Here is a 355-nt window from a genome sequence, read left to right on the forward strand (position 1 = left end):
GCAGTCGGTAGAGCAGAGGATTGAAAATCCTCGTGTCGGTGGTTCGATTCCGCCTCTGGGCACCATTATTTTTTAAGTCTGAAATTCAGGCTCCTGCTTTAAAGCAGCACAATATAACCAATTTTAGCCCAGATAGCTCAGTCGGGCGAAACAAGACCGAAGCAATGCTTCGCAGCTTGTTGAGGTGGAGTCAGGACGACGACAGGCCACCGCTTCATGGAAGAAAGAGCAGCACAATATAACCAATTTAAGCCCAGATAGCTCAGTCGGTAGAGCAGAGGATTGAAAATCCTCGTGTCGGTGGTTCGATTCCGCCTCTGGGCACCATTATTTAAAAGGTGCGCCGACTTAGCTC

General features: G+C 49.0%; 1 tRNA gene. It reads left to right on the forward strand.

The window, feature by feature from the left end:
* Nucleotides 1-251: 251 nt before the first annotated feature.
* A tRNA-Phe gene (locus tag CWB98_RS23100) sits at nt 252-327 on the forward strand.
* Nucleotides 328-355 lie beyond the last annotated feature (28 nt).

Origin of the sequence: Pseudoalteromonas rubra, from assembly GCF_005887115.1 — a bacterium.
Lineage (GTDB): Bacteria > Pseudomonadota > Gammaproteobacteria > Enterobacterales > Alteromonadaceae > Pseudoalteromonas > Pseudoalteromonas rubra_F.